The sequence below is a fragment of the Tenacibaculum soleae genome, from assembly GCF_001693415.1.
GTDB lineage: Bacteria > Bacteroidota > Bacteroidia > Flavobacteriales > Flavobacteriaceae > Polaribacter > Polaribacter soleae.
Genome location: NZ_MAKX01000001.1, coordinates 52803 through 79603, shown reverse-complemented (window position 1 = coordinate 79603; position 26801 = coordinate 52803). Strand labels below are relative to the sequence as shown.

29 protein-coding genes and 2 tRNA genes are annotated in these 26801 nt (G+C 30.1%); 12 read left to right on the top strand and 19 right to left on the bottom strand.

Going from position 1 to position 26801, the window contains the following annotated elements; genetic code table 11:
- The 4 genes from ubiE to BA195_RS14235 form a co-directional block, all read right to left on the bottom strand.
- Positions 1 to 729, bottom strand: a complete 729-nt coding sequence (ubiE, locus tag BA195_RS00360) for a bifunctional demethylmenaquinone methyltransferase/2-methoxy-6-polyprenyl-1,4-benzoquinol methylase UbiE (protein WP_068701298.1) — start codon at positions 727 to 729, stop codon at positions 1 to 3.
- A gap of 12 nt (positions 730 to 741) precedes the next feature.
- Positions 742 to 1635 carry a NifU family protein gene (locus BA195_RS00355; RefSeq protein WP_068701296.1) on the bottom strand — a complete coding sequence of 298 codons (894 nt, stop codon included), beginning with the start codon at positions 1633 to 1635 and terminating at the stop codon, positions 742 to 744.
- A gap of 104 nt (positions 1636 to 1739) precedes the next feature.
- A complete protein-coding gene (locus BA195_RS00350; RefSeq protein WP_068701293.1) occupies positions 1740 to 3101 on the bottom strand; it encodes an OmpP1/FadL family transporter in 1362 nt (453 codons plus the stop codon).
- Between the two features lie 45 nt (positions 3102 to 3146).
- On the bottom strand, positions 3147 to 4289 hold the full coding sequence (locus BA195_RS14235; protein ID WP_141677632.1) for a DUF3300 domain-containing protein: 1143 nt from the start codon (positions 4287 to 4289) through the stop codon (positions 3147 to 3149).
- A gap of 147 nt (positions 4290 to 4436) precedes the next feature.
- Here BA195_RS14235 and proS point away from each other — a divergent pair, with 147 nt between their 5' ends.
- The 4 genes from proS to rpsT all read left to right on the top strand — a co-directional run bounded on the left by proS (position 4437) and on the right by rpsT (position 6772).
- The gene (proS, locus tag BA195_RS00340; RefSeq protein ID WP_068701289.1) at positions 4437 to 5915 is read left to right on the top strand and encodes a proline--tRNA ligase; all 1479 of its coding nucleotides are present in this window, start codon (positions 4437 to 4439) and stop codon (positions 5913 to 5915) included.
- A 305-nt stretch (positions 5916 to 6220) separates the two neighbouring features.
- Positions 6221 to 6292, top strand: a tRNA-Glu gene (locus tag BA195_RS00335).
- Positions 6293 to 6415: 123 nt separating this feature from the next.
- Positions 6416 to 6487 (top strand) — tRNA-Glu (locus BA195_RS00330).
- A gap of 33 nt (positions 6488 to 6520) precedes the next feature.
- Positions 6521 to 6772, top strand: coding sequence for a 30S ribosomal protein S20 (rpsT, locus tag BA195_RS00325; RefSeq protein WP_068701287.1), 252 nt, complete (start codon positions 6521 to 6523; stop codon positions 6770 to 6772).
- Positions 6773 to 6979: 207 nt separating this feature from the next.
- On the opposite strand, the gene rodA is transcribed toward rpsT, so the two are convergent.
- From rodA to BA195_RS00295, 8 genes are all read right to left on the bottom strand, one after another.
- Complete coding sequence (rodA, locus tag BA195_RS00320; protein ID WP_068701284.1) at positions 6980 to 8257, bottom strand: rod shape-determining protein RodA; 1278 nt, start codon at positions 8255 to 8257, stop codon at positions 6980 to 6982.
- On the bottom strand, positions 8238 to 10121 hold the full coding sequence (gene mrdA, locus BA195_RS00315; RefSeq protein WP_068701282.1) for a penicillin-binding protein 2: 1884 nt from the start codon (positions 10119 to 10121) through the stop codon (positions 8238 to 8240). Before mrdA ends, rodA begins: the two co-directional genes overlap by 20 nt.
- A gap of 34 nt (positions 10122 to 10155) precedes the next feature.
- Positions 10156 to 10662, bottom strand: a complete 507-nt coding sequence (mreD, locus tag BA195_RS14135; protein WP_084442982.1) for a rod shape-determining protein MreD — start codon at positions 10660 to 10662, stop codon at positions 10156 to 10158.
- A complete protein-coding gene (mreC, locus tag BA195_RS00310; protein ID WP_068701280.1) occupies positions 10655 to 11476 on the bottom strand; it encodes a rod shape-determining protein MreC in 822 nt (273 codons plus the stop codon). Before mreC ends, mreD begins: the two co-directional genes overlap by 8 nt.
- A gap of 17 nt (positions 11477 to 11493) precedes the next feature.
- Positions 11494 to 12522: a rod shape-determining protein gene (locus tag BA195_RS00305; protein ID WP_068701278.1), complete on the bottom strand. Its 1029-nt coding sequence runs from the start codon at positions 12520 to 12522 to the stop codon at positions 11494 to 11496.
- A gap of 81 nt (positions 12523 to 12603) precedes the next feature.
- Positions 12604 to 14130: a bifunctional phosphoribosylaminoimidazolecarboxamide formyltransferase/IMP cyclohydrolase gene (gene purH / locus BA195_RS00300; RefSeq protein WP_068701275.1), complete on the bottom strand. Its 1527-nt coding sequence runs from the start codon at positions 14128 to 14130 to the stop codon at positions 12604 to 12606.
- Between the two features lie 139 nt (positions 14131 to 14269).
- Entirely contained in the window at positions 14270 to 14395 is a 126-nt protein-coding gene (locus BA195_RS14570) for a hypothetical protein (RefSeq protein ID WP_262509353.1), read from the bottom strand.
- An 80-nt stretch (positions 14396 to 14475) separates the two neighbouring features.
- The gene (locus BA195_RS00295) at positions 14476 to 14928 is read right to left on the bottom strand and encodes a GAF domain-containing protein (RefSeq protein ID WP_068701274.1); all 453 of its coding nucleotides are present in this window, start codon (positions 14926 to 14928) and stop codon (positions 14476 to 14478) included.
- Between the two features lie 110 nt (positions 14929 to 15038).
- Here BA195_RS00295 and BA195_RS00290 point away from each other — a divergent pair, with 110 nt between their 5' ends.
- The 3 genes from BA195_RS00290 to BA195_RS00280 are packed head-to-tail and all read left to right on the top strand — an operon-like array spanning position 15039 to position 18124.
- A complete protein-coding gene (locus BA195_RS00290) occupies positions 15039 to 15449 on the top strand; it encodes an HYC_CC_PP family protein (RefSeq protein WP_068701272.1) in 411 nt (136 codons plus the stop codon).
- Positions 15450 to 15504: 55 nt separating this feature from the next.
- Positions 15505 to 17754 carry a TonB-dependent receptor gene (locus BA195_RS00285; protein WP_068701270.1) on the top strand — a complete coding sequence of 750 codons (2250 nt, stop codon included), beginning with the start codon at positions 15505 to 15507 and terminating at the stop codon, positions 17752 to 17754.
- 1 nt (position 17755) lies between these two features.
- On the top strand, positions 17756 to 18124 hold the full coding sequence (locus tag BA195_RS00280) for a heavy-metal-associated domain-containing protein (protein WP_068701268.1): 369 nt from the start codon (positions 17756 to 17758) through the stop codon (positions 18122 to 18124).
- A gap of 39 nt (positions 18125 to 18163) precedes the next feature.
- Here the strand turns inward: BA195_RS00280 and BA195_RS00275 are convergent, their stop codons facing one another.
- Genes BA195_RS00275 through BA195_RS00245 form a run of 7 tightly spaced genes read right to left on the bottom strand, consistent with a single transcriptional unit; the run spans position 18164 to position 24086 of the window.
- Positions 18164 to 19075 carry a pseudouridine synthase gene (locus BA195_RS00275; protein ID WP_141677631.1) on the bottom strand — a complete coding sequence of 304 codons (912 nt, stop codon included), beginning with the start codon at positions 19073 to 19075 and terminating at the stop codon, positions 18164 to 18166.
- Between the two features lie 46 nt (positions 19076 to 19121).
- The gene (locus BA195_RS00270) at positions 19122 to 20042 is read right to left on the bottom strand and encodes a geranylgeranylglycerol-phosphate geranylgeranyltransferase (RefSeq protein WP_068701264.1); all 921 of its coding nucleotides are present in this window, start codon (positions 20040 to 20042) and stop codon (positions 19122 to 19124) included.
- Positions 20043 to 20053: 11 nt separating this feature from the next.
- Complete coding sequence (locus tag BA195_RS00265) at positions 20054 to 20980, bottom strand: mevalonate kinase family protein (protein WP_068701262.1); 927 nt, start codon at positions 20978 to 20980, stop codon at positions 20054 to 20056.
- Positions 20981 to 21031: 51 nt separating this feature from the next.
- The gene (locus BA195_RS00260; protein WP_068701259.1) at positions 21032 to 21526 is read right to left on the bottom strand and encodes a toxin-antitoxin system YwqK family antitoxin; all 495 of its coding nucleotides are present in this window, start codon (positions 21524 to 21526) and stop codon (positions 21032 to 21034) included.
- A gap of 17 nt (positions 21527 to 21543) precedes the next feature.
- Positions 21544 to 22623 carry a diphosphomevalonate decarboxylase gene (locus tag BA195_RS00255; RefSeq protein WP_068701257.1) on the bottom strand — a complete coding sequence of 360 codons (1080 nt, stop codon included), beginning with the start codon at positions 22621 to 22623 and terminating at the stop codon, positions 21544 to 21546.
- A 34-nt stretch (positions 22624 to 22657) separates the two neighbouring features.
- The gene (locus BA195_RS00250) at positions 22658 to 23365 is read right to left on the bottom strand and encodes a LytR/AlgR family response regulator transcription factor (RefSeq protein WP_068701255.1); all 708 of its coding nucleotides are present in this window, start codon (positions 23363 to 23365) and stop codon (positions 22658 to 22660) included.
- A complete protein-coding gene (locus BA195_RS00245; RefSeq protein WP_245662302.1) occupies positions 23358 to 24086 on the bottom strand; it encodes a sensor histidine kinase in 729 nt (242 codons plus the stop codon). Before BA195_RS00245 ends, BA195_RS00250 begins: the two co-directional genes overlap by 8 nt.
- A gap of 522 nt (positions 24087 to 24608) precedes the next feature.
- Between BA195_RS00245 and BA195_RS00240 the strand changes: the two genes are divergently transcribed.
- The 5 genes from BA195_RS00240 to BA195_RS00220 all read left to right on the top strand — a co-directional run bounded on the left by BA195_RS00240 (position 24609) and on the right by BA195_RS00220 (position 26775).
- A complete protein-coding gene (locus BA195_RS00240) occupies positions 24609 to 24944 on the top strand; it encodes a hypothetical protein (RefSeq protein ID WP_068701250.1) in 336 nt (111 codons plus the stop codon).
- Positions 24945 to 25034: 90 nt separating this feature from the next.
- Positions 25035 to 25268 carry a hypothetical protein gene (locus BA195_RS00235; RefSeq protein ID WP_068701247.1) on the top strand — a complete coding sequence of 78 codons (234 nt, stop codon included), beginning with the start codon at positions 25035 to 25037 and terminating at the stop codon, positions 25266 to 25268.
- A 22-nt stretch (positions 25269 to 25290) separates the two neighbouring features.
- Positions 25291 to 25575, top strand: coding sequence for a hypothetical protein (locus BA195_RS00230; RefSeq protein ID WP_068701245.1), 285 nt, complete (start codon positions 25291 to 25293; stop codon positions 25573 to 25575).
- 48 nt (positions 25576 to 25623) lie between these two features.
- Positions 25624 to 26244: a hypothetical protein gene (locus BA195_RS00225; RefSeq protein ID WP_141677630.1), complete on the top strand. Its 621-nt coding sequence runs from the start codon at positions 25624 to 25626 to the stop codon at positions 26242 to 26244.
- 84 nt (positions 26245 to 26328) lie between these two features.
- On the top strand, positions 26329 to 26775 hold the full coding sequence (locus BA195_RS00220) for a KTSC domain-containing protein (protein WP_068701241.1): 447 nt from the start codon (positions 26329 to 26331) through the stop codon (positions 26773 to 26775).
- The last annotated feature ends 26 nt before the right edge of the window (positions 26776 to 26801 follow it).

Genomic DNA, 26801 nt, shown 5'->3' with positions numbered 1-26801 from the left:
TTATTTTAATGCGGTGTAAATTGATGCAACTCCAAAAGTTACAGGTAAATTCGTTGCACTCTTAAACCCATTTTTTTGTAAAATATTGTTAAAGGCTTCACCAAAAGGAAAAGAATTTGCACTTTCTGATAAATAAGAGTATGCAACTTTGTCTTTTGAAAATATTTTACCAATAATCGGTAAGATAAAATTAGTGTAAAATTTATACCCTTGTTTAAAAGGAAATTTTGTAGGGTTTGAAGTTTCTAATACCACAAATTTACCTCCGGGTTTTAAAACGCGTAATATTTCTGTTAATCCTTTGTCTAGGTTTTCAAAATTACGAACCCCAAAAGAAACAGTAATTGCATCAAAGGTATTGTCATTAAAAGGAATATTTTCACTATCACCAACAATCATTTCAATTTTATCAGATAAATTTACTTTTGAAATTTTTTGTTTTCCTACCTCTAGCATTCCAGCTGAAATGTCTAATCCAACAATTTTTTGAGGATTTAATTTAGCCATCATTAAAGCTAAATCACCAGTTCCGGTAGCGATGTCTAAAATTTGTTGCGGGTTATTTTCGCCAACTAATTTCACTACTTTTTTTCGCCAACTAACATCAATTCCTAATGAGATAACACGGTTTAATCCGTCGTAATCTTCAGAAATATTATCGAACATTTTGGCTACTTGTTCTTTTTTACCTAATTCAGAATCCTTGTATGGCTTGATAGTTTTTGACATGTAATTTTAAAATTATCCGTTAATAGCAACTACTTCATTAATTTGATTTGGTAACATATCTTTTAACATCGTTTCAATACCATTTTTTAAAGTTACCGTTGATGAAGGACAGCCACTACAAGCTCCTTGTAATATTACGCTAACTCTTTTAGTTTCTTGATCGTATGATTGAAAAGCGATGTTTCCTCCATCCGAAGCTACGGCTGGTTTAATGTATTCATCTAAAATGTCAACTATTTTAGCTTCTGTGTCTGTTAAATCTTCTTTCGGAATTTCAACATTTTGTTTTGTTTGTTGTTTTGGTAATTCCTGTATAATCGTTTTACCTTCTTGAATATAGTTTCTAATAAATGTGCGTACTTCTTGGTGTACTTCATTCCATTCTATCATGTCATATTTGGTAATCGATACATAGTTTTCAGAAATGAAAATTTCTTTTACAAATGAAAAACTGAATAATTCTTTTGCTAAAGGAGATGATTTGCTTGCTTCCTCAATGTTTTTAAACTCAACATCGGTTTGTGTAAGTGCTTTGTTTGTACCAAATTTCATTACTGCCGGATTTGGTGTAACTTCAGCATATACTTCAACAGCATCTTTTTTAACAGTTTCTTCTTTTACAAGAGTATTACCTTCTTGTAAATAGTTTTCTATTTGCGCTCTAACTTCTTCTTCAACATCTTCCCATTGCACAATGTCGTAACGTTGAATTGCAACAAAATTTGCTGTAATTAATATTTTTTTTACAAAAGGAAGGTAAAAAAGTTGTTGTGCTAAAGGTGAGTTTTTAGCCTCGTCTATATTATTAAATTCATAACTACCTCCATTTATTAAAATAGTGTTACTCACAAATTTAAGAATGGTTTCGTTATTGGTTTCTTGTAGGGTTATTTTAATTGTACTCATAGGTTGTAAAATGAACTGCAAAATTACGGTAAAAAAGTGAGATATGTGTACATAAAAAATCCCGCAAATGCAGGATTTTTTTATAACGTTTGTTTCTGTTACGATTATAAATTGAATGTAATTGTTGCAGAAACTCTAGAGGTATTATTATCTATCTTAATATCGCCAGGGTTATTTAAGGTATAAAAATCCATACTTTCAGATTTTCGATATGATAAATCAAATTTGGTGTTTCCTAAATTATATCCTAATCCTAGTGTAAAACCTCTTAAGTTATCTTTATTTGTGTTTCCTCCAAAAGCATTTGGTAAGTTAGGATTTTTCTCATAGTGATATCCTCCTCTAACACTCATTCTGTCAAAACGCCATTCTGTACCAATATTTAAAGCATGTGTGCTTCTTAAGGTGTTCGAAAAACTTTGATTAGCTTCTACCAGTGTAGGGTCACTTTCTCTGTATTTAATATTTTTAAAATCTTTGTAAGTGTAATCTACACTCAATAAACCTTTTTTTCCGAAGATAAAAGCACCACTTGCGGTTATTCTACCTGGTGTTTTAAAACGAAAACTGTTAGGGCCATCATCAATAATATCATAAAAAGAACCAAGGTTTAAATTGCTAATTTCATTCATTGTTAATCGGTCATAGTATTGCTCAATAACCTCTTCGTACCAAGTAGGTGTTTCGTAAGTTAGTCCGAGACGGAAGTTATTGTTAAGTTTATAAATGAAACCTAAACTAAGTGAAAACCCATTTCCTTGCATTTGAGTATTGGTTAAGTTATATGAGTTTAAAGCGTTTCCGTTATTATCTTCATTTGTTTCCTTTAAATGTGTAGTTTGTGTAAAATTAATGTCATGAAAATTTAAAGAACCACCTACATAAAGTCTGTTTTGATGCACAGCTGAAAATCCTAAGTTATAAGTAGCTGTTTCTCCTTCAAAAGAGTTGTTAAATTCATGATTAATAGAGTTTAAAAACTGTGTTTTGTTTGTGCCTGTGTCATTTTCATGTTCGTAATACTTTAGGTAATCTCCATTACTTAAGGAGTATGCTCCGTTAAAATCTTTTTTAATACTATAATTAATACTTACCGCAAAACGATTCCAATCTGAGCTAAAATCTGAATCAAATGAAAGTATTGCTCCTGCCTGTGTTAGATTAAAAAAGTCATCTTGGTTTTTAAAATTATCACCATAATAGTTAACATTTTGGTCTGTATTACGGTTACCAATAGTAATAGAAAATAGGTTGTTTTTTGAAACAACTCCACCCGCAGGATTGATAAGTGTAGCAGATACATCACCACCTAAGGCTCCAAACGCACCTCCCATTGCTTCAAAACGCGCGGTTCCGTAGTTTTCATTTTGAGAAAATAAAATACCTAAATCTGTGTAGTTTAGAGATTGAGAAAAGGCTGTATATGTACTAGCGAATAATATCGCGAAAGTTAAAAGTTGTTTCATTTTTTTGTTAATTAATTTAAAAACTTATTCGAAAGTTTACTTGGGTTATCGTCTACTGCTTCTTGAACTTCTACTTCTTGAGCTTCGGCTGCTTGAAGAACTTCTGTTGCTGTTACTGTTTCTTGATGAAGCTGAATGGCTACGAGAACTCCTGCTGGGTGTTGAATAGCTTTTTGAACGATTACTTCTTTTAGATGATTTTGAGGATGAACTTTTAGGAGTTCGGTAGTTTTTTGTAGTGCTGCTACGGTTACTTCTATTAGTATTTCCACTACTTCTTGTACTCCTGTTTCCGTTAGGGTTGTATCCTCTTGTGTACCTGTTATTCGTGTTACTTGTAGATCGGGTTCCTCTTGTAGTTCTTGATGATCGTGTACTTCTAGAGGAACGAACACTACTGTTGTTTCCTCGTCTGTATGAATCTGAAGATCTTCTTGATGAAGAAGCTTTTCTATTATTGTTACTATATGTTCTTCTTGATGAAGTACGATTATTTCTATAAGCGGTTCGGGAACCTCTATAATAATTACTACCTCTATAAGGCCTGTAGTAGCGATTATAATTGTTTCGGTAATATGGTCTGTGATAATATGAGTTGTAAAAACCACCCATTCCTATATAAAATCCAGTATTGTAATAATACCTGTTGTAAGGATTCCAGTAATTATGGTGTCCCCAGTAATAATTATTATAACGAGACCTCCACCAAGGTCTGTGGTAGCTATATCCATAATAAAAATTCCAGTCATCATAATAGCCCCATTGAGGCGCAGTATTTATATTAATAACAACGTCATTGGTATTATCGTTGTATCCCCAAGGTTGATTATTGTTATAGCTAATAGTTCCTGAGGTTGTTTCTTCTTCAATAAAATCTTCTTCGGTGTCGTATTCATTATTTTCAGAAGCATAACTGTCGATATCAGTAAAAATATCGGTACCATTAATTAGTCCTAAACGTTCAACCTCTTTTGTAAAGTAGTTTTCTTGATAGTCATCATATTCATTTTCATCAGCAATAACAACTTTACGTTGTGGTTGTTCTCGCCTTTCATAATTATCATCGTCATAAATTCCATCACCACTACCAGCAACTGTTTGTACTGTTCCGCATGAAACAAGTGTTGCTACCATAAATAATGATAGTATATAAAAAGACAGCTTTGTATTAGAGTAATGTAGCTTCATCGCTTAAATTTTTAGGTTATAAAAAACTAATTCGAAAATGGAAATGCAAAATATTATTTCTTTGTTGGGCTTGTACCCTTTTTAATGTAGTTTTGCATAGACAATTTACGCATAAAAAATAACAATATTTATGCCAAACTTTTGAATATGAGCAAACATTTAACAAAAAGAGACGAAGATTACTCAAAATGGTACAACGAATTAGTTGTAAAAGCTGATTTGGCTGAGAACTCAGCGGTAAGAGGATGTATGGTTATTAAACCTTACGGATTTGCTATTTGGGAAAAAATGCAAGCAGAATTAGATAGAATGTTTAAGGAAACTGGGCATCAAAATGCGTATTTTCCGTTATTTGTACCTAAAAGTTTGTTTGAAGCAGAAGAAAAAAATGCAGAAGGATTTGCTAAAGAATGTGCAGTTGTAACACATTATCGTTTACAAAATGATCCTGATAATGAAGGTAAACTGCGCGTAGATCCTGAAGCAAAGTTAGAGGAAGAGTTAGTGGTGAGGCCAACTTCAGAAGCTATTATATGGAATACCTATAAAGGATGGATACAATCGTATCGTGATTTACCTTTATTAATAAATCAATGGGCAAACGTTGTTCGTTGGGAAATGCGTACTCGTTTATTTTTAAGAACTGCTGAATTTTTATGGCAAGAAGGGCATACCGCACATGCAACAAAAGCAGAAGCTATTTCAGAAGCAAAACAAATGCAAGAAGTTTATGCAACTTTTGCTGAGAATTTTATGGCAATGCCCGTAGTAAAAGGAGCAAAATCTGAAAGCGAACGATTTGCAGGAGCGGATGATACTTTAACTATTGAAGCATTAATGCAAGACGGAAAAGCACTGCAAGCAGGAACTTCTCACTTTTTAGGGCAAAACTTTGCAAAAGCATTTGATGTAAAATACACCTCTAAAGAAGGGAAAAAAGAACATGTTTGGGCTACCTCATGGGGAGTGTCAACACGTTTAATAGGTGGTTTAATAATGACACATTCAGATGACGCAGGATTGGTGTTGCCTCCGAAATTAGCGCCAATTCAAGTTGTAATTGTTCCTATATATAAAGGAGAAGAGCAATTAAATGCGATTTCTGAAAAGGTTGATGTAATTGTTAAAGAGTTACGTAAAAAAGGTGTTTCGGTTAAATTTGATGATAGAGATACATTTAGACCAGGAGCTAAGTTTGCAGAATATGAACTAAAAGGTGTGCCAGTAAGAATGGCAATAGGAAAACGTGATTTAGAAAACGGTACAGTTGAGGTTGCTCGTCGTGATACTTTTGAAAAACAAACCATAGCTATTGACGAAGTGGTAAGTTTTGCAGCTAATTTGTTAGAAGAAATTCAAGATAACTTATTTAAGAGAGCTTTAAATTACAGAGCTGAGCACACTACAGAAGTTACAACTTTTGACGAATTTAAAGAGGTAATTGAAAATAAAGGAGGTTTTGTTTCCGCACATTGGGACGGAACAATAGAAACTGAAGATAAAATTAAAGAGTTAACCAAAGCAACTATAAGGTGTATTCCTAACGATGCTATAGAGGAGGAAGGAAAGTGTATTTTTACAGGAAAACCTTCTTCTAAAAAAGTACTCTTTGCAAAAGCTTATTAATACTATTATACAAACCCTGCTTTTGCAGGGTTTGTAATTTGTAGTAGTAAAAAAGAGTTAAATATTAAATAATTTCACTTTTTTCTTAAGTAAGAGGTTTTTAGTTAAGTGGTTAAAGTGTGTGTGTAGTTGTTTTTTAATGAGAAATATTCATTTATAGTTGATTTCAAGTAAGCATTATAGTGGCTTTTTTTTAAAGTTTTTATAGTGTGTAAAAAAAAATAGGTAAAAAAATAAAAAAACCTTTGTTCAATTAAAAAAGTGTTTATATATTTGCACCCGCAATCAGGAAAAATGATTGTTATGGTCCGTTCGTCTAGGGGTTAGGACGCCAGGTTTTCATCCTGGTAACACGGGTTCGATTCCCGTACGGACTACAAAGTTGTAATTAGTGTTTGAAAGAATTTAAACGTTTGAAAAAACTACTAATTAAAGAATAAAATTATTGCAAATATCAAAAATTATTGTATATTTGCACCCGCAATCAGAATGATTGTTTTGGTCCGTTCGTCTAGGGGTTAGGACGCCAGGTTTTCATCCTGGTAACACGGGTTCGATTCCCGTACGGACTACAAAGTTTTTATAAACAATTAAGAATTTATATAATGGCAAATCACAAGTCAGCAATAAAAAGAATTAGAAGTAACGACGCAAAGCGTTTAAGAAATAAATATCAGCATAAAACAACTCGTAATGCTGTTAGAAGATTGAAAGCTACTGAAGATAAAAAAGAAGCAGAAGGAATGTTTTCTACAGTTGTTTCAATGTTGGATAAATTAGCAAAAAACAATATTATTCATAAGAATAAGGCTGCTAACTTAAAATCTAAATTAGCTAAACACGTAGCTTCTTTATAAGAAATTATATGTTAAAAAAAAACGCTTTGATATTTATCGAAGCGTTTTTTTTTGTGCAAAATTTTAACAAATAAATTAAAGCTTTAAAAAAGTCTAGAGAAGAGATAGAAAGTTGTTTAGCTCTGCTTTTTTATGATGTTGTAAAACAAACAAAGCAGTTGGGTTTACTTTATATAGCTTTGTTGTTTTAGAAAAAACACTGGTTTTTTACCAATCATATTTTTTATGAGCATCCAATCTAATGAAGATAAATAAGAGTACAGTAAATCCCCATAAAGAAGAGCCACCATAGCTGAAAAAAGGTAAGGGGATTCCGATTGTTGGTAGTAATCCAATTACCATTCCGACGTTTACCACCAAATGAAAAAATATAATAGAGGCAATTCCGTAGCCATATATCCTGCTAAATTTATTAGTTTGCTTTTCAGATAAGTAAATAATTCGGTATAGCAGTAGGGTGAATAAGATAATTACAGTAGCGCTTCCTAAAAAACCCCATTCTTCACCAACAGTACTGTAAATGTAGTCTGTCTCTTGTTCGGGTACAAATTTCCCTTGCGTTCTATCACCTTGTAAAAACCCTTTTCCTAATAAACCACCTGAACTAATTGTTAATTCTGACTGATAAGTATTATAGCCTTTGTTTTTAAGATCGGTTGTTTTTCCTAATAAGATATCAAATCGGTCTTTTTGATGTGGTTCTAGTATGTTATCATAAGTATAACCAATTCCAAAAATAAAAATACTTGTAAAAAGATATAAAGCAATTATTTTTAAGGCATTAAAACGAAGAAAACGTTTGTTTTTGTACAGCCCATATATACTTGTAAGTGTTATAATAAATAAACAGCTAATAAGTATCCATTTTGCACCAAAATATATGGTTAGTATAAATAAAATTATTGAACTAGCCCCAAATAAAAGATAACCTAGACTTAAACCCTCTCTATTTAAAACAAAAAAGAAAGCAAAATAAATTAAAACAGAACCCATGTCTGGTTGTAAAGCTATAAAAAAGGCGGGTAAAAACATTACGACAAATGTTTTTATTTGGTTTTTTATTAGCTTTAAGTTGTATTGCCGATCACTCATTAATTTAGCTAATGCTAAAGCGGTAAATACTTTAGCAAATTCCGAAGGCTGAAGGCTAATGCCTCCAAAGTTATACCATGATGTTGCTCCATTAATTTTGCGGCCAAAAACTAATACACCGGCTAATAAAACAAGAGAAATAATATATAAAACACTGGCAAATTGCTCGTAAAATTTTGAGTTAAAAAAAAGAATTAAAATAATAAGAGGAATGGTTAAGGCAATAAATATTAGTTGCTTCCCGTATTTAGTTGAAAAATCAAAAACAGCCCTAGTTTCATCTGTTGATGAAGAAGCATAAATATTCATCCATCCAAAGCCTACAAGTAGTATGTATAATAAAACAAGTAACCAATCGATGCCTTCAAAAATGTTATTTCTTTCCTGGCGCAAGAGTATCTTTCTTTTTAATTAATTTATCATATTCTTTTTGAAGACTTAGATTTATCATACGTTCTTCAACATACTTTTTAGTAATTGTTCCTTTAATATATTTTTCAATCATAAGACTTGTTATAGGTGTTGCTATTGTAGATCCATAACCACCATTTTCGATATAAACGGCCATAGCTATTTTCGGATTATCTTTAGGAGCAAAAGCAATTAGTATCGAATGATCTTGAGCTTGTACTTTTTCTCCATCAATGATTTTAATTTTATTTTCAGCAGTTCCTGTTTTTCCGCAAATATCAATTCCTTCTATCTGGTGCCATTTGGCAGTTCCGTATGTAAATACTTCATGCATAGCTTCAATTGCTATTGGAAAGTGTTTAGGATTTATGGTTGTGTTTCTTTTTGTTGAATATGTTGAGTCAACAATTGTTTTGTTATCTATTTTTTTTACAATATGCGGGGTGTAAAAGTAACCTCTATTGGCAATGGCTGCTGTCATATTAGCTAATTGCATTGGGGTGGTTAATATTTCTCCTTGCCCTATAGAATTTGAAATAGTATAACTAGATCTCCATCTGTTTCTGTACCATTTATTATAAAATTCAGCATCAGGTACCATTCCTTTTCTTCCTGCAGGTAAATCATACCCTAAATAATTACCAAGTCCAAAACTTTCAACATGTTTGTTCCAGTTTTTCATACCAATTTTAGGGTCGTCAGTTTTATCAATAATTTTTTTATAGGTGGTTGCAAAATAACTATTACAAGATTTTGCTATGGCTGTTTTTAAACGAACAGGTCTTCCTGTAATACCGCAATGACACCCCATGAATTCATTCTTACGCGCTCCATATTTGTAACCATGATGGCAATAAACACCAAATTGTTCATCTATAACTTCTTCTTGTAAACCTATCAAGCCATTTAAAATTTTAAAAGGGGAGCCAGGAGGGTACATAGCTTGCAAGCCACGATCAAATGTTGGCATATTAATGGTGTCGTTAAATAATTTGACTGAATTAGGAGATCGTTTACGACCAACCAATAAATTTGGGTCATAAGATGGTGCAGTTACAAGAGCTAAAATTTCACCAGTTTTTGGTTCAATAGCAACAATTCCTCCTCTTTTTCCTTTCATTAATAATTCACCATATTTTTGAAGTTCACTATCAATAGTAAGCGTTAAATCTTTACCTGTTACGGCAAGGGTATCATATTTACCGTTTTTATATGAGCCGGTAATTTTATTTAGGTTGTTTCTTTTAAAACGTTTTTTTCCTTTTATTCCTCTAAGAATTTTTTCATATTGTTTTTCAACTCCTAACTTACCTATTAATTCACCTTGTTCGTAGTAATTACTTGTTCGTGCTTTCTTTTCATTTACTTCGGCGATGAACCCTAAAATATTCGCACCTGCTTTAATAGGATAGTCTCTAATGATACGTTTTTGAATGTAAAAACCATTGTATTTTGGCAATTTTTCTTGTAAGTAAGCAAAATCTTCTTTGGCTAATTGTTTTAAGAACTTTGAAGGTAGCCACCGGGCAAATTTTTCTGCTTTTTTAAAACGTTTTTTAAAATCTTCTTTGGTTATTTTTAAAAGAGAGCAAAACTCTAAAGTATCTAATGATTTAACATCTTTAGGAATTACCATTACATCATACGATAGTTGATTTGCTACTAATAATTCCCCATTTCTATCGTAAATATGTCCACGCTCAGGATAGTCGTATTCAATTTTAATAGCTGAACTTTGTATAGGGTTTAAGTTGGCCCCACGAATAATTTGTAGTTGAAATAATCGAGCAATATAAATTATAGCAACAAGGCTAATTAAAAATACAAGTAAGAAACTTCGTTTCATTTGTTTTTTGCTAATTTAAAAGCAATAATTTGCTTTAGATTGGTTTTTTTCTAAAAATAAAACTTCCCAAAAAGTACAATACCAATGTGAATATACTAGAGTATAATGTGGTTAAAAGTACTTTTGAGAATGAGTAAAAGCTAAAATTAATGAAACTAAACAATATGAAGTGATGAACTAGTGTTAAAATTACAGTGTAATTAAAAACTTTATCAAATGTTTCTAGTTTTAAGTTAAACAATAAATAATCAGCTTCATTTTTTTTAAAGATAGTTTTTATAAAAAAGAGTCTTATGTAGGCGATAAATAAAATTGAAAATGCATGTATTCCGCCTGAATCTGAAAAGGCATCTACACATAAACCAAGTATAAAAGAAAGGCTCAGAAAGGGAAATCTATTTGTGTTTAAAGGGTATAAAAAAACAAAAACAATATATAGGTAGGGGTTTATATAACCTAAAAACAGAATATTATTTAGTACAATAACTTGTAGTAAAAGTAAAAATACAAATAAAAATATGATGTAAATTGTTCTATTCATTCTTATCTTCTACTCTTTTAATTTCTTCCTTATTAAGGTTTGTTATTATATAAATATGTTTTAAGTTGGTCATATCATTAAATAGCTTAATGTCGATAGTATTTGAAGCAGAAAGCTCTTCAGGTATTTTACTAACAAACCCAATAGGTATTCCTTCGGGGAAAATAGTCGATTTACCACCTGTAACAACAGTGTCTCCTATTTTAAAAATAGCTTGACGTGGTATATCTGTTAGTTGAACAATATTGTGATTTTTTCCATTCCACTTAAGAGTACCGTAGTAATTATTGTCTTTAAAACTTGCGTTAATACTACTTTTAGCATTTAAGATAGATTGAATTCTAGAAAACTTGTTGTCAACATTATCGGTAATTCCAATAATTCCATTACTATTAATAACTGCCATTTCAGTAGAAACTCCATGACTACCACCTCTATTTATTGTGATAAAATTATTGTTGTTATTGTAAGTGTTGTTTATTATTTTGCCACTAATATATAAGAATTCTTGATGAGAATTAGTTGTGTTTTTATGTGTGTTTATGGTGTCAATAAGAGAATGAAGTAAAGCTATTTTGTTTTTTAGCTCGGTGTTTTCTTCAGTTAGTTTTTCGTTATAACTTTTTAAATTAATGTATTCAGAAAGGTTAGCTGATTTTTTATAAATACTGCCTGTTATGAAATTTGTTGAGCTGATAAATTTACTTCGATGAAAGCTGTGGTTATTAAAGATTAATGCAACAGCAATAATTTCTAAAAAGACAAAAAACAAAAAGGTTTTATACCTCTGAAAGAAATAAATAAGCTGTTGCATAAATAATCATTCAAAATTTATTTGATTAATACAGAGTTGTATTTTTCAAGGTTTTTTAATGCAATTCCGGTACCTCTTACAACTGCTCGTAAAGGATCTTCGGCTACATATACAGGTAAATCTGTTTTTCTAGACAAACGTTTGTCTAGCCCTCTAAGCATAGAGCCACCTCCAGCTAAATAGATACCTGTGTTGTAAATATCAGCAGCTAATTCTGGTGGTGTTTTAGATAAGGTTTCCATTACTGCATCTTCAATACGTAAAATAGATTTGTCTAGAGCTTTTGCAATTTCTCGATACGATACTTGTACTTGTTTAGGTTTACCGCTTAGTAAATCTCGCCCTTGTACCATCATATCTTCTGGAGGATTTTCTAGATCTTCCGTAGCAGAACCTATTTGTATTTTTATTTTTTCGGCAGTTGTATCACCAACATACAAGTTATGTTGGGTGCGCATATAGTACATAATATCGCTTGTAAATAAATCACCAGCAACTTTTACTGATTGGTCACAAACAATACCAGCTAATGCAATTACTGCAATTTCAGTAGTACCACCACCTATATCAATAATCATGTTACCCTTAGGTTCCATAATATCAACACCAACACCAATTGCGGCTGCCATAGGTTCATAAATTAAATAAATCTCTTTCGCATTCATATGGCGACCAGAGTCGATAACTGCTCGTTTTTCTACTTCAGTAATGCCAGAAGGAATACAGATAACCATTCGTAATGAAGGAGGGAAAAGTTTCTTTTTTATGGCCGGAATTTGCTTAACAAACTCTTTAATCATCTCTTCAGATGCTTGGAAATCAGCAATAACACCATCTTTTAACGGGCGGATAGTTTTAATGTTTTCATGCGTTTTTCCTTGCATTCTGTTAGCTTCATGGCCGGTAGCAATAATTTTGCCAGTCAATCTGTTACGTGCTACAATAGAGGGATTGTCGATGACAACTTTACCATTGTGGATTATAAGTGTATTGGCAGTACCTAAATCGACTGCAATATCTTCCGTCATAAAATCGAAAAATCCCATATAAAGTACGTTGTTTTACTTGTTTTTAATGTATTCTCACAAATCTAATAAAAATCTGTGGGTATTTTACATTGATTTTAATTAATGTTTAAAATGTCTGGTTCCTGTAAAAACCATTGAAACATTGTTGTTATTACAGTAATCTATACTTAGTTGATCTTTAATTGATCCACCAGGTTGAATTACGCTTTGTATACCTGCGTTATTTGCAATTTCTACACAATCAGGAAAAGGGAAAAATGCATCACTAGCCATCACCGCTCCTTTTAAATCAAAATTAAAACTATTGGCTTTTTCAATGGCTTGTTTTAAAGCGTCAACTCTACTTGTTTGCCCAGTTCCACCAGCTAATAATTGTTTGTTTTTTACTAAAATAATTGTATTCGATTTTGTGTTTTTACATAATTTAGAGGCAAATAACAAATCATTTAACTCACTTTCTGATGGTTTAGTATTTGTAGGGTACGATAAATCACTTAATTTATCTGTAATAAAATCTTTATCTTGAATTAAAACACCATTTAAAGCAGTTCTTACAGTTTGTTTTGGTAATTCAATTTCTTTTTGAATTAATAAAACCCTATTTTTCTTACCTTTTAAAACGCTTAAAGCATCATCGTCATATGAAGGGGCGATTACAACTTCACAAAATAATTTATGAATTTCTTCAGCAGTAGCTTTATCTATCTTTGTGTTTGAAATTAAAATACCACCAAAAGCAGAAACAGGGTCACCAGCTAAAGCATCTGTATAGGCTTGGTAAATGGTTTCTCTTTGCGCAAAACCACATGCGTTATTGTGTTTTAAAATTGCAAATGTTGGTGCTTCTCCTGTAAATTCATTCATCAAGTTTACAGCAGCATCTACGTCTAAAAGATTATTATAACTTAATTCTTTTCCGTGTAGCTTATCAAACATTGCTTCTAAATCTCCAAAGAAATATCCTTTTTGATGTGGGTTTTCCCCATATCTTAAGGTTTTAGAAATCGATTCACTTGCTTTATAAACAACTTCGTCTTCATTAAAATAGTTAAAAATAGCGGTGTCGTAATGAGAAGAAATATTAAAAGCTTTTGCAGCTAATTTTTTTCTATCGTTTATTGATGTAGTTCCGTTATTTTTGCTAATAAGCGTTAGGAAATCTGCATATTGATCCATAGAAGAAACCAGTACAGTGTCTTTAAAGTTTTTTGCCGCAGCTCGAATTAATGAAATTCCTCCAATATCAATTTTTTCAATAATATCTTGTTCAGGAGCACCAGATGCGACTGTTTTTTCAAAAGGGTATAAATCTACTATTACTAAATCTAGTTGCGGAATGTTATATTCTTTCATTTCAGCAACATCGCCATCATGATCTTGACGGTTTAAAATACCTCCAAATACTTTAGGGTGTAATGTTTTTACACGTCCTCCTAAAATTGATGGGTAAGAAGTTACATCTTCTACCGGAACTACATCGATACCTAATTCTTTAATAAATGTTTCAGTACCTCCAGTTGAGTATATTGTAACACCTAATTCGTTTAATTTTTTTACAATTGGCTCCAATCCATCTTTGTGAAATACGGATATTAGTGCTGATTTAATAGTTTTTGTACTGCTCATTATTGTTGTGTTGTTAAGCTAGCAAAGCTACTAAAACAGTAAAGTTTACACAATAGTTATTTTAGGTTATTGCTAAATAAAAACACCATCAAAATTTTTAAAAATTTGATGGTGTTTTTTACATTAAAAAAGAAAAATATTATTCAGCGTTTTCTAAAAAATCGCGAAACCATAAAGTAAATTTTTCTAATAATGATTGTTGAGATTTTGTACGAGCATTAGTGTTGCCTAATGCAGCGTAAGAAGGATATTCTTTAGTACTCATAATTTAGGGGATTATGTGGGGTTATTTAAGAATACGAAAATATATATAATAATCTTAATAGTCAAGTGTTTATAGGGTAATTATATAAAAAGAGCGACTTTTTTACAAACATGTTCTAATAATTCTTCATCATTTTCCGTAAATGGATTAACTGTATGAGAGTCAATGTCTATTTGCCCAACATTTTCTTTATTAATAAAAATAGGAATTACAATTTCCGATTTAACCTTCCATCCACAAGAAATATAATTATCTTGTTCTTGCACATTTTGTACTACAAAGTTTTCATTACTAACAGCAACTTGACCACAAATACCTTTTCCGAAAGGAATAATTGTGTGATCTGTAGGCTCTCCATTAAATTGCGCTAATTTTAATTCATCTTTATCTCCGTTTTTAAAATAAAACCCTACCCAGTCGTAATATGAAATTTCAGCTGCTAAGTAATCACAAATTTGTTGCAATTTATTTTCTTTAGTAATATTACTTTCTGATATTTTATTTATGTTTTTTTTTAATTCTAGTAAGTTCATTGTTAATGAGTTTTATATACTTAATCGTAAATTGAATTAAGAACTTGCAAAAATAGATTTAACAATTGTTTTAAAAAACAATTTTTTATTTTTTTGTATCTTTGTAGTCGATGAAACAAGTATTTACTAAAATATCAACCGTATTACTGGCGCTATTAGTGTTGTTTTCTACGTTCTCTTTTACGATAGAAAAGCATTTTTGTGGTGATTTTTTGGTAGATATTTCTTATGTAGGTGAAGCAAACTCTTGTAATAAAGGTCAAAAAGACGATTGTGCAACTATAACTAAGAAAAAAAAATGTTGTAAAGATGAGGTTCATCAAATTATTGGACAAGATGATATTCAGAAATCTTCTTCAGAAAAAATAAGTTTCAATCAAGCTAAATTCATTTTAGCTTTTTGTACTTCATTTAAATTATTGTTTCAAACTTTAGATAAACAATCTTTAACTAACCAATATTATTCTCCGCCTAATTTAGTTTTTGATATTCAGGTTCTTCACGAAGTATTTATCATTTGATTTTACAATTCTATTAAATAACAAGAATTGTAAAACTTAATATGATATAAAAATAATGAAAATACATATAATCGGTATGTTTATACTGATGTCTACTATATCCTTTTCTCAAGAAAAATTTAAAGGGATGGTTATGGACAAAAACGGATCTAAAGACAATTTAGGGATCTATGGAGCAAGTGTTTACTGGTTAAACACAAACATAGGAACAACTACAAACGAAAAAGGATGGTTTACCATACCTTATAAATCAGAATATAAAAAACTAATAGTTAGTTTTGTTGGTTTTAAAACAGATACTATTACAATAAATAATTTAAAACCAATACATCATTTTTTAAAAGAAAGTAATACTTTAAAAGAAGTAACCATAAAAGCTAAAAAAAGCGCCACTCAAAAATCGTACTTAGAGGCACAAAATGTAATGATGATTAATAGTGAAGAACTTTTAAAAGCAGCCTGTTGTAATTTAGCTGAAAGTTTTGAAACAAATCCATCAATAGATGTTAATTTTTCTGATGCTTTAACAGGTACTAAGCAAATACAAATGTTAGGCTTAACTAGTCCTTACTTGTTAATTACGCAAGAAAATATTCCATCTATACGAGGAGCTTCTCAGGTATTTGGGCTTTCATTTACTCCTGGTACTTGGGTAGAAAGTATTCAGATAACCAAAGGGGCAGGTAGTGTTGTAAATGGGTACGAAAGTATTTCGGGTCAAATAAATGCAGAGTTGGTAAAACCGTATACAAATCATCGTTTTTTTGCAAATGTATATGGCTCAGCAGGAGGTAGGTTAGAGCTGAATACTCATTTGAATAAAAAAATAAGCAAGAAATGGCAAACAGGTTTGTATGTTCATGGAAATTATAGAGGAGAAAAATTTGATAAAAACAATGATGGTTTTTTAGATAATCCGCTTGCGGAACAAATAAATATAATGAACCGTTGGCAATATGTTGATGCTGAAAAAGGTTGGGTAAGTTTTATCAATTTTAGATATTTAGATGATCAAAAACAAGTAGGGCAAATTAATTTTAATCCAGATATAGATAAAGGGTCAACTACTGTTTGGGGTAGTGAAATAAATACATCTCGATTTGATGCCTCAGCAAAAATAGGTTATGTTTTTCCTGATTTGCCTTTTCAAAGTATGGGTTTACAAGCAGCTTATAGTGATCATAAGCAAGAATCATACTTTGGCTTAAGGGATTATAATATTAAGCATCAAAGTTTTTTTAGTAGTTTTACTTTTAATTCAATTATTGGTGATACCAGAAATAAATTTAAAACAGGGCTTAGCTTTACTTACGATAAATATGATGAATTTGTAAAAATTAATACAATTAATAATTACGATCGCAAAGAGAATTCAGTAGGAGCATTTTTTGAATATGCCTATGATAATTCTGATAATATAAGTGTAACAGCAGGTTTAAGAGTTGATACACATAATTTATTAGGAACATTTATTACACCTCGTTTACATATTAGATATGTGCCTTGGGAAAAAGGGGTGTTTAGAGCATCAATAGGAAGAGGAAAACGTAGTGCGAATATTTTTGCAGAAAATCAACAATTTTTTGCATCATCAAGGCAAATTAATATTGATAAAGCTGGGGGTAATATATATGGATTAGATCCTGAAACAGCTTGGAATTATGGAGTTTCATTTTTGCAAGGTTATAAGTTGTTTGGAAAGAAAGGTGATATAACTTTTGACTTTTACAGAACAGATTTCGAAAATCAGGTGGTTGTAGACTGGGAAAATCCGCAAGAAATATCATTTTATAATTTAAAAGGAAATAGTGTTGCCAATAGTTTTCAAGTAGAGGTAAATCAAAATATAATACCATATTTTAATACGCGTTTTTCTTATAAGTATTATGATGTTAATACGGATTATAAAACAGGAAACATAGATAAGGCTTTACAAGCTAAACATCGCTTTTTTGCAAATATATCGTACGAAACTGAAAAAAATGAAAATGATGCGCATTGGAAATTTGATATAACTTATAATTGGGTTGGTAAACAGCGATTACCTAATACACAACTTAACTCAGTTGAATACCAATTACCAGTATATTCAAAAAGTTATAATTTACTAAACACTCAAATAACAAAAGTGTTTTCTAAAAAGTTTGAGATATATGCCGGCGCAGAAAATATAACAAATTATAAACAAAAAAATCCGATACTTGGAAGCGACAATCCTTTTGGTGCAAACTTTGATACCACTATTATATATGCTCCAGTATTTGGAAGTAATTTTTATACAGGTTTAAGATTTAAAATAGATTAAGATGAAAAAAACAGTATTAGTACTAGTAGTTTTGTTGATGAGTGTATCTTTATCAGCACAAAAAAAGAAAAAAAACGCCAAAGTATCTATTGATGTAGACGGTGTTTGTATGATGTGTAAAGGACGTATTGAAAAAGCTGCTTTAAATGGTAAGGGTGTTAAGTATGCGCAATGGAATGTGAAAACGCATGAGCTAAAGTTAATTATTGATGAGCGTAAAACAACCATTAAAACCATTCAGCAGAATGTAGCAAATGTAGGTCATGATACTAAAGCAATAAAAGCAACTAAAGAGGCTTATGATAATTTGCACCCCTGTTGTAAGTATAGGAGTGAAGAAATAAAGGAAGATCATAAAAAAGAAAAATAAGTAAATTAAAAATCCCGAGTTTTAAACTCGGGATTTTTTTTATAACATTTGTAAAGTGTTTACTTCTTGACTGGTTAATTCACGCCATCTACCGCGAGGTAAATTCTTTTTTGTCATACCAGCAAAAACCACACGATCTAGTTTTGTAACTGTATATCCAAAGTTTTCAAATATTTTACGTACAATTCTATTTCTTCCAGAGTGTATTTCAATACCAACTTCGGTTTTACGTTCGCCTTCTACATAAGAAACGGCATCAATAAAAACTTTTCGTCCTTCAATAATTACTTCCCCTCGTAATTTGTCTAAATCAGCTAAGGTTAATTTTTTATCTAATGAGGCATGGTATAGTTTACGTACGTTATGCTTTGGGTGTGTTAATTTTTTAGCTAATTCACCATCGTTTGTAAATAGTAATAATCCAGTGGTATTTCTATCTAATCTTCCAACAGGATAAATACGTTCTTTAGTCGCGTTAGCAATAATTTCCATTACAGTTTTACGTCCACGGTCATCCTCCATGGTTGTAATGTAATTTTTAGGTTTGTTTAATAAAATATAACGTTTTTGTTCTATTGAAATTAAGGTTCCGTCAAAACGAACTTCATCAGTAGGTTGTACTTTGTAACCCATTTGAGTCATTAATTTTCCGTTAACAGAAACACTACCGTGTTCAATATAAGTATCTGCTTCTCTACGAGAACAAATTCCTGAATTTGAGATATATTTATTTAAACGAATACCAGTATCTTCAGTGTTTTTTTGAGTTGTTTTACTAGCTTGTGATTTTTTAAAATCTTTTTTAAACTGTTTTCTGTTGTCAGAAGCGCTAGTTACAAATCTTTTTTTATCAGAAGAATTGTTGCTTCTATCAGTTTTAAAAGATTTTTTTTCTTGAGGATTGCTGTTTCTGTCAGCTTGTCGTCCTCTCGACGATTTTTTTGAGTTCATAATTTTGTTTTAAAAAGGGTGCAAATGTACAGTAAATATTTGAGTGTTAATCTAAAACATGTACGACTTTGTCTAAAATTAATGATTTATCAATAAAAAGCAAACTAAAAACTCCTATTAATAATAATATCTTTAAAACGTTATGTAATAGGCGGTATTGATTTGTTTTTGTTGCTTTCCAAGTGTAAAAACCAATAAAGAATAATACAATAGCAGTTAAATAAAAATAATATTTCATATACTCAATTGCTGGGTAATTGAATAATATTCCGACAGGAATCAGCGTAAAAATCATTAATAAAATGATTAATTTTTTAGTGATTTCTTCACCGTATTTTACAGGGAAAGTACTATAATTATTTATGATTGCCCCTTTTATGTTTTCTAGCTTTTTTATTAATTCACGAATCATTATAATTAAAAAAAGAAAAATAGCGTGTACAAAAATTACTTCAGAGAAATTTTTATAATGTACAAAAACTACAAAAAAAGGTAGTATTGTTAAGATTGTAGCACTAATTAACCCTATAAGAGGGTGTTTTTTAAGTTTATGAGAGTAAAACCATATACCAAAAATATAGATGGCAAAGAAAAAAGCAGCTCTTAAAGAAACTAGCCAGCCAAAACCAAATCCAATAAAGTTTAATAAGAAGTAAAGTGATAATTTTGTTTCTTGTTTAATGTAAGCATCAACTCCAGTTTTTATAGGCCGGTTTATTTTATCTGACTTTTCATCATAAAAGTTGTTAATAATATATCCGGCAGCAACCGTGGTAACTGTAGCAATTACTAAGTATAGTAAATGCCAATCAAAAAGCACAGGTTTTACCGATTTTTGTTCAGAAAAAATAAAAATAGCAGCCAAATATTGGGCTGCTATTAATACTAATATATTATATCCTCTAATAACTGATAAGAGGCTAAATATCTTTTTAATTAATGTATTTAATTTTAATGCACTACTCATTAAATTGCATTTTAAAATCTATACACTAGTTCTAATTTATAATCTTTTAAACTTGTTTTGGCTTTTTCATAATCTTCAGTAAAACCTAAAATATAACCTCCACCTCCAGAGCCACAAAGTTTTAAGTAGTATTCATTTGTTTGGATTCCTTTTTCCCAAATCTTGTGAAAAGCACTCGGAATCATTGGTTTGAAGTTGGTTAAAACAACTTTTGATAATTTTTTTACATTACCAAATAATGATTTTATATCGCCGTGTAAAAAATTATCGATACAAGCATCGGTGTGTAAAGAAAATTCTTCGCTTATCATTTTACGAAACCCTTCATTTTTCATCTTATTCATAAAGATGTTTACCATTGGTTCGGTTTCTCCAATTTGTTCAGAATCTAATAAAAAGACTGCGCCTTTTCCTTCTTTTTGAGATGGAATACCTGCTGGTTCTATATGTTCTTTTGAATTGATTAAGATTGGTAAGCTTAGATAAGAGTTTAAAGGGTCTAATCCAGAACTTTTACCGTGAAAAAAAGATTCCATGAAAGAAAAAATCTGTTTTAAAACTAATAATTTATCACGGGTTAAGTTTTCTAAAACGGTAATTTTGTTTGTTGCGTATTTGTCGTAAATAGAAGCAACTAAAGCTCCTGAACTTCCTACTCCATATCCTTGCGGAATAGACGAGTCAAAGTACATACCGTTGTCAATATCATTTTTAAAAGAAATTAAATCAAAAGAAACTAAATCAGAGTTTAAATCGTTTAAGTAATTGTAAAAACGTGTTAAATTATGGTTTGACTTTTCGGCTTCACCGGTTAAATTTGTTGCTGATTTTAAAACACCTTTGTAAGAATTAAAGGGAATAGCAAGACCTTTGGAGTCTTTTATAATTCCGTATTCTCCAAAAAGTAATATTTTAGCATAAAATAAAGGTCCTTTCATAGTTGATTTAATTACTTAGCAAAAGTACAAGTAAAAGCGCTAGTTTACAAACTAGTATACGTTTTTGTAAAAAGTTTTCCAAACGCCTACTTTTTCGTTATTACGATATTTTCCTTTGGTTTCTATTTTTCCGTTTTTATAAAAAGTTTTCCAAACGCCATTTCTTTGCCCGTCGGTATATTTTCCTTGTTCTTTAAGTTCTCCTGTTTCGTAAAATACCTTACGAACACCATCAAGTTTTCCGTTTACATAGTTGGCTTTGTGAAAAATGTTTCCGCTTGCATGATAATACATCACTAAACCATCAAAAACTTCTTGATTTGGAGTTTTTTTAGTGCTAAAACCTTCCATTTGAACTTTACCATTTTTGTGGTAATCAACTAACCAAAAGCCATTTTTAATTTTTTTTGGTGCAGGTCGGTAATATTCATGGTTTTCTTTAGTAGTTTCTTGCCAATTGGTATCAAACCAAATTGTTTCTTGTGCATTTATTGCTGCAGAAAAAAAACAAATAAATACAGTAATTATTAATGCTGAAGTTTTCATACGGCAGAGAATTTAAGTTAAAGAGCCTTTGCTCCAAAGCCCACATTATCACAAATATACTGATTTTTTTGGCAGTAATTGGCTAATGTGTTTTTAATAAAGTTTTCAATATCAGTTTTTTCGATGTTTGGATATAAAACATGTACATTGGCACCAGCGTCTAATGTAAAACAAATATTACTGTCATTTTGTTCTCTGTATTCCCAAATTTTATTAATAACTTCTAAAGTGTTTGGCTTCATTAATATAAAATATGGATTACTTGTAAGCATCATAGCATGCAAGGTTAAAGCTTCACTTTCTACTAAGTTGATAAATTCTTTAATATTTCCGTTTTGAAGAATTTCTGACAATTTGGTTAAATTATCATTGGCTTGCTTAAAGCGCTGTTGAGCATACGGATGATTGTGCATTAAGTTATGCCCTACGGTTGATGAAACTTGCTTTTCTCCTTTATCAACCAATAAAATAGTGTCGCAATAGTTTTCAAAAACTGGATGTACTTTGTATGGATATTTTACACCAAATAAATCTGAACTTCCTTCTATTTCAGGATGTGTTCCCCAAACAACTAAAGGGCCTTCAATACTTCTACTAGCACTACCAGAGCCTAAACGTGCTAAAAAAGAAGCTTTTTTATTAATATAAGTATCAGTTAAATTAGGGTTTAGTTCTTTTTCTAAACTTAATAGACACATTGCTATCGCACTCATACCACTTGCTGAAGAAGCAATTCCACTACTGTGTGGGAAAGAATTTTCAGACGAAATCACCATTCTATAATCTAAAATATATGGGCAATAGACTGCTATTCGCTCAAAGAATTTTGCAATTTTTGGTTTAAAATCATCCTTCTTTTTTCCTTCAAAAAATAATTCAAAATCAACAACAGTATTGTTTTCTTTTTTTTCGAAATCAATTGCTGTGTTAGTATGACAATTATTAAGCGTAAAACTTATAGAGGCATTTTTTGGTATTTGGGGATCACTTTTTCCCCAATATTTTACCAAAGCAATATTACTTGGTGTTTGCCAAGAAGTTGATAAGTTTTTTACTGTTTTTTCTTCTGAAGAAAATATAAATTCTGATGTATTCAACGTGTAAAATTTTGCTGTAAAGATAAAATTTACCCTACACTTGTGCTAATTTTTGCAAAACGGATTCTTTATAGCTTCTGCTTATTGGTATTGCTTTTCTCTCAATTTCAATAAATTCGTTTGTATAAGAACTTATTTTTTGAATAGAAATAATATAAGATCGATGAATTCGTAAAAATTGATTAATTGGTAGTTTAGATAATAAATTACTCATAGTTTCTCGAGTAACAATAGTTGTGTTATCAGTAAAAATTTTTAAATAATCGCCTAAACTTTCTGCGTATAAGATATTGTTTAGGTTTATTTTTATCATTTTTCTGTCAGCTCTAACAAAAATAAAATCTTTTTCTAACTCTTTGTTTAGCGAAGCGTTTACAGTAATATTTTGTTGAAGCACTTTTTGCGTAGCCTGTAAAAAACGATCAAAAGCAATTGGTTTTAATAAATAATCTACCACGTTTAAATTAAAACCGTCAACAGCATAATCTCTATAAGCGGTGGTAAAAATAATTTTTGATTTTTTATTGATGATTTTAGCCAAACTCAAGCCATTTATTTCGGGCATATTAATGTCTAAAAAAAACAAATCAACTTCGTTAGTTTGTGTAAAAATAATTGCTTCAGAGGCATTTTTACAGGTTTTTATTAGGTGTAAGTTTGGTGTTTTTTTTATATAAGTTGCTATAATTTCTCTAGCCATAGGTTCATCATCAACAATAACACAACGGAGTATATTAGCCATTTTTTAAGGAAATTTTTAATTGAACATTAAATAAATTTTCATTTCGGGCAATGTTTAGTTGGTGTTTATTATTGTACAACATATTTAATCTTTTTCTAATATTATCTAATCCAATCCCCTTTTTTAAGGTTGAGTTATTTTTTGTTGAATTATTAATCTCAAAAAACAAGAAATCATTCGTGGTTTTTAGATAGATGTTGATTTTTAAAACATCGTTAATTTGTGAACCATGCTTAAAGGCGTTTTCTACAAAAGGTAATAATAACATCGGTGCAATTTGGATGTTTTTTAAATCGGTTTCTATGATGAAGTTGATACTTAAACTTTCTTGAAAGCGCATTTTTTCTAGCGAAATGTAGTTTTCAATATGATTAATTTCATCTTCTAAAAAAACCAAAGGTTTGTCTACCTGATACAAAATATAATCTAATAAGTTTGATAGTTTTAAAATCATTTCAGGAGCATCATCTGCTTTTTTTAAAGCAAAACCATACAAGGTGTTTAAAGTATTGAATAAAAAATGCGGATGAATTTGCATTTTTAAGAACTTCAATTCTTGTTCTTTTAATTGTAGTTGCGTTGCCAAGAATTTGTTTTCAATATCTTTTTTATCTTCTGTAGATTTGTGATTGTGTTTTAATATTTTGAAGCTCGTAAACAATACTATTGTTAAAATAACACAAACAAATATTACATAGGTGTTTTTTGTTAAATCGGGCATTTGTTTATATTCTAGATTGAAAAAGAACATAAATCCAAAAAGCACAGTTACTAAAACACTAAAAAGTATAAAAATTATTAGATAGCTTACGTAAAGAGAGAATTTCCAATATTTTTCTAATATTAAAAACTCTGGAATTAATTTATAACCTATAACATATGAGCCACTTATTGCGATTGCAGAGAGTGTTATTGAAAAGTAAAGTAAAAAATTAATATTTGCGGAGCCAATACTAAAAAAAGAATAAAAGAAAAAACATACAATAAGCCAAAAAAATAGGTGCAATATCGTTTTTTTTAAAAGACACTGAATTTTTTTTTTCATTTTACAAATGAACATTTTTTTTACTAATAAAAAAATAATATGCGATTAATTGCATCTTTAGTGAGTTGTTTTACATAATTTAGTGTTTAAGCGCTATTCTTGTTATCTATGTACTTAAATTGTCGATCTATCTATTTAAATAAAAAGAATTATAAGTTGAATATACTTTTACCATAAAATAACTTAAAATATAATATTATGAGATTTATTACAGATGGCGCTTTAGAATTTAGAATACCATTGTTAATTTTACTAATACTGGTAGTGTTTTTTATTTTTAAAGGAATTAAAAACAACACAGATAAAAACTCAAACTTAATAAAAGAGATTAGTTTGTTTGCTTTGTTTTTTGGAGTTTTATGTTTTGTTATTGGTTGGATAGAAGCACTTGGGGTTATGGAAAGAGCAAATGAAATAGCTCCACAAGTTTTGGCTGGAGGTATGAAGTATAGTTTATTAGAGCCAACTTTTGGTATGGTAATTTTTTTAATAGGAAGATTAGGACTTATAGGTTTAGCAATTAAGAAAAAGTAAATAGCAAAATTCTTAAAATCAGTTAGTTTATTTAAATGCTCATTTCAATCATAGAAATGAGTATTTTTGTTTTTATAAAACACATAAATTGTGGATAGAAAAATAAAACTAATATGGGATTTTAAAGGCCCTGACGGATTAGCAACCGCAAAGCATCATTGTATTCATTTAAAGGAATTTGCACAAATTGATCAGTTAACATATCACGAAGTAAATCATAAAGAATTAAACCCAATGCATACCATTGCTTTTATTATTGTTGATGAAAGTAATATGAAAACTTTTAGAGACGCTTTAAAACCACATAGAGGAGAACTCGCTTAATTAAACTAAAAAAAATAAAATTATGTTTTTAATAAATGCTTTAGCAAAACCAAAAAAATCATCTGAACATTACGACGAGGTTTTAGGAGCTTATGTAAGTTTATATATCGATTATAAAGATATTGAAGGCGCACTTAGACTTGCCAAATATTACATAAAATCTGAAGGATGGAAAGTAACTGAAATAGAAGAAGAGTATTTTACACTTGATTCTGTTGATGATGTTGACGAAGATCAAAAAGAGTTATACAATGAAGCCATTGAATATGGATATACCATTGTTTTTAACTGTTATGAAGAAGAATAACAGCTAAAAAAGTTAATAAAATAGCCTATCTTTCAGTAAAATTATTTTATGAAAAATAGGCTTCTTTTTTTTACGGTGTTTTTAATGTGTGTTTCAATACAAGCACAGTATAAACTTTCTACTTATACCGCGCATAAATCGATTACCGAAGCGATTCGGATAAATACCGAAGTAATTGCAGGACGTACTTCTTTTTTTGAAAAACAAGCTGCTCAAAAACCATTAATGTTTCAAAAAACTAAAATTATAGTGGCTGAGTTTAATCGTTTGTCAAATAATGTATCAAAATATATTGAAGAAATTCAGAGTAAGGTAAATACCGAACAGGTTTTGTATGATATGCTAACCAATGGTTTTTATAAAAACATTCTTTTTCAAAGTAATAATGAGTTAACTTTTAAAGGTGATCAATTAAAAATTAAAATAGATAGCTTGTATAATTACTCAATAAAAATGAATGTACATAAACTATCTCAAATAAGTAATTTTGCAGATTCACATTTTAAAACAAGCAATGTTTTTTATGATTTCGATGAAAATGAATTAAATTATTTTCAACACCTATTTTATGATAAGTCTAATTACGGAATTATGATGGCCATGAACTGCTTGATTTTAGATGTAAAGACATTTCAATTATTATACTATGGAACCGTAATGAGTTACTAAATAATTACTTGCTAAAATAAAATAGCTTTGTGGCTCATATTCAGATAATTTAACTAATTTCGCGGGCTAAATTATTTCATACAAATGAAACGTATTAAAGAATATAAGAAGCTTTTTAATGTAGAAGGAGCTATCGATTTAAAAGAGCTTAAAAAAACATATCGCGGATTGGTAAAAGAATGGCATCCAGATAAGTTTTTAGAGGAAGATAAAAAGTTAGAAGCCGAAGAGGTAAGTACTAAAATTATTGATGGTTATCATTTTTTAGTAAGTATAGCGCCAAAAACAAAAGAAGACAATTTAGAGGCTTATAATACCACAATTACCGAGTTTAAAGTTGCCGATTATCAGCATAAAAGTATGTTGTTGGAGGTAACTTTTACTGATGGTAATACTTATGAGTATTTTGGAGTAACAAAAAAAATATTTCTTAAGTTTATTAATGCTAAATCTATTAATAACTATGGTAAAAGAAATATTTTTAATTCTTATACTTATAGAAAGTCGATGAAAGCATCTGCTACGGTTTAAGCTAAAATCGGATAACATAAAAAAAG